The sequence below is a fragment of the Streptomyces sp. CC53 genome (assembly GCF_001865245.1).
In the GTDB taxonomy this organism is placed as follows: domain Bacteria; phylum Actinomycetota; class Actinomycetes; order Streptomycetales; family Streptomycetaceae; genus Streptomyces.
Map to the genome: position 1 here is coordinate 39,738 of NZ_MKXB01000034.1, position 2,986 is coordinate 42,723.

General features: G+C 76.5%; 2 protein-coding genes. One reads left to right on the forward strand and one right to left on the reverse strand.

Features of this window, described 5'->3' with window-relative positions; translation table 11 throughout:
* Nucleotides 1-334: 334 nt before the first annotated feature.
* Nucleotides 335-1,354: a DUF3048 domain-containing protein gene (locus BJP40_RS03080; RefSeq protein ID WP_071265563.1), complete on the reverse strand. Its 1,020-nt coding sequence runs from the start codon at nucleotides 1,352-1,354 to the stop codon at nucleotides 335-337.
* 595 nt (nucleotides 1,355-1,949) lie between these two features.
* On the opposite strand from BJP40_RS03080, the gene BJP40_RS03085 reads away from it, so the two are divergent.
* Nucleotides 1,950-2,986 (forward strand): AAA family ATPase (locus BJP40_RS03085; protein WP_371258591.1); only part of this gene is annotated, 1,037 nt, incomplete at its 3' end.

The following is a 2,986-nucleotide window of genomic DNA, read 5'->3' on the forward strand; positions in this document are numbered from 1 at the left end:
CCGGGCAGCGCGGCACCGACCAGTTCCGGGTCGTACAACGTGCTGTTCGGGATCAGGTCGACCAGTTCGCGTGCGGCACTGGTCTTGCCGGCACCGAACGCACCGTTGATCCAGACGATCACGGTTCCCCCTCCTCCGTAGGCCCCGTCGGCCCCCTGTGGACTGCCCGCACCCCCCTGCCACGGAAACCCGTCGCCACCGGGCGCATGGTCGTAACGCCCGGGGAACCGCCGCTTTGCGCACCGGGGGCACGTACGCGTACAGGTGGTGAAGCGCCGCACGGCTGGCCGAAACCCCGCGTAGGGCGCGCGGCCCGCCCGTGGGGGCCGCGGGGTCACCGGGGGGCGAGGACGATCCAGACCGGGCCGGGCGCGAAGGGGAGCGGTTCGCCGGAATCCCCGGTGAACGTGGTTCCGTCCGTTGCGGAGGGGCGGCTCCAGCGGGCGTCGTAGCTCTTCCCGTCCCGCAGGACCACGGCGCTGCCCGAACCGACGGTCTCCGTGTAGGGGGTGACGTTCCCGCCACGGTCCTGGTAGTCGGACGGACGGACGGTGACGTGCTGCACGACGACCGTGGGTGCGCCGACGCGCTCCCCGCCGGTGGTCCGCGCGGCGGTGCCGTCCATGCTGACGAGCCACCGCTTCTCGGCGGCGGACCAGGCGAAGCCGTACCGCGCCGCCGGGAAGCCGACGGCGTACGACTCCGTGGGCCGGCCGCCTTCCGGGGCGGCCCCGAACCGGAATCCGATGTCCTGCGGCAGGTCGGCGCCGGGCGCGGCGGCGAGGGCCTTCTCGGGCACCACGTACAGGTTGTGCGGGGCCGGCCTGGACGGGTCCCGGACGTAGGCGGCCGGCGCCTCCTCCGGGGGCAGCGGGAACAGCGGGGCGTCCTCGATGAGCGGCTTGAGCGCGCTCTGCACGCCCGAGTAGGCGAGTGCGGGCCGCCCGAACTGGCGCAGCAGTTCCACGTCCGACTCCCGGGCGCTGCGCACCGGCCCCACCCGGGGCGGGTCCTGCGACGCGTACACGGCGAGCAGCCGGGTCAGGCCGCCCTCGACCTGTTCGACGTACACGAGGTCGGCGGCCTCCAGGCCGGTGTGGGGTCGTGCGGGCCGCACGTTGTCGATCTTGACGGCGAGGACGGGTCCGAGACGCCCCGGAAGCCCCGTGAACGGGGAGAGCCCGTCGGGGGTCGCCTCGGGCGTGGTCGCAGCCGTGTCCTGCGGGCTGGCGGGGGTACGGGACGCCTGGTCGGTGGTTGTGCACCCGGCGAGCCCCAGGACGAGCGCCATCACCAGGGCTGCCACCGCGGCGGTGACGAGCCCCAGTGGTCCGCGCGTGCTCCGTGCAGCCATCCCTGTGACTCCCACGTCCAGTGCATCACGCCCCCGCACCCGCCGCACGACGTGCCGCGTCGGGCGCCCGGGCCCCGCGGGGCACCGGGTCCACCCCGACGGCCTCGTGAAGCGCCGTTGGGATGACACCCGGCGGCGGCGCACGGCGCGGCTGAGGGCGGCGGACGCGCACGGACGCGCCCCGATACCCGGCCGGGAGTCACCTCGCCGGACGAGGCACCCCGGAGGCGCCGGCCCGGAGGCACCCACGCGCAGCGCCCGAGGGCAGGGCCGAGCCACCGCACTCCGGCGGGCGACTCATGGCCGGGGGCGGTCACCCTTCCCGGATGACGCCGGAGGGCAGGCGCAGGCGGCAGGGCACAACCGCCCGGTCGGCGGAGGGTGCCGGACCGGCGCGCCCAGCGGTTGCCGTGGTCTCGGTCGGTCATCGGTCGTCGCTCCCGCGGGGGTCACGGCGGCGTGTGCCGCCCCTGCGGCAGCGGGCCGTCGCACCAGAACCCGCGCGGGTGTCCGTGAGGCCGCGCGGGTATCCGTGAGACTACGCAAACAGCGGAAGCCACCAGGGAGTTCACGGAGGCGCTATAGGTTGGGGCTCATGGGTGCTGCGGAGTCGTGGGTGGAGGCGGGCGCGCTGCCCGCCGATCTGACGCCCTTCGTCGGCAGACGGGACGAGACCGACGCGGTCAGGCAGTTGCTCTCCGCCTCCCGGCTGGTGACGGTGACGGGCGTGGGCGGGGTGGGCAAGACGCGGCTGGCCTACCGGGTGGGCGGCGGGCTGCGGCGTGCCTTCCCCGACGGCGTCCGCCTGGTCGAGCTCGCGAGCCTGCGCGACCCGGGGCTGCTGCTGGAGACCGTGGCCGCGTCCGTGGGCCTGCGCGGGCGGCGGACCTGCCTCACGCTCGACGGCGTCTCGGCGCACGTCCGGGAGCGGCACATGCTGCTGGTCGTGGACAACTGCGAGCACGTCGCGGACGCCTGCGTGCCGGTGCTGGACGCACTGCTGCGCGCCGCGCCGCGGCTGCGGGTGCTGGCGACCAGCCGGCACGTCCTCGGCATCACAGGCGAACAGACCTTCTTCCTGGCTCCGATGACGGGGCCTCGGCCGGGTCCCGGAACGGGGCGGGAGGCGGCCGTGGGTCCGGTCCGGCAGTCGGCCCCGGGCCGCGCGTGGAACGCGGCGGCCGACGGGCAGGCGAGGCCCGGAGCCGCGCACCCGTCGGCACGGCCCCCGACAGACGCGGCTGCGCCGCCCGGTCGGGACACCCTGTCGTTACGGCCGGTGATCCCGCAGCCGGACCGGGCGGGCGACGGTGGCCCGCACGCGTCGGCGCCGGAACCGGGGGCGGCGCTCGCTGCCGGGCAGGGGACGGCGTGGCCGCGCGAGCACGGCGCGGTGGGTGTCCCCGGACCGTACGTGCCCGCCCCCACCCGACCGGGCACGGCACGGGGGCCCGCGCCGGACGCGGCGGAACGCCAGGATCCGGACAGGACGCAGGCACCGTCCCCGGACGCCGCGGTCCCTGCCCGGCACACCGCCGGGCAGGCACACGACCCGTCGGCGCCGACGCGGCACACCGCGGGAGGGCCGGGGCACGACGGGGCGACGCCGACGCGGAGCCCGGCCGGAACAGG

What these genes read in the sequence shown, in the direction of transcription:
- BJP40_RS03080 (WP_071265563.1), bottom strand. Translation starts at nt 1,354, where the DNA reads ATGGCTGCACGGAGCACGCGCGGACCACTGGGGCTCGTCACCGCCGCG.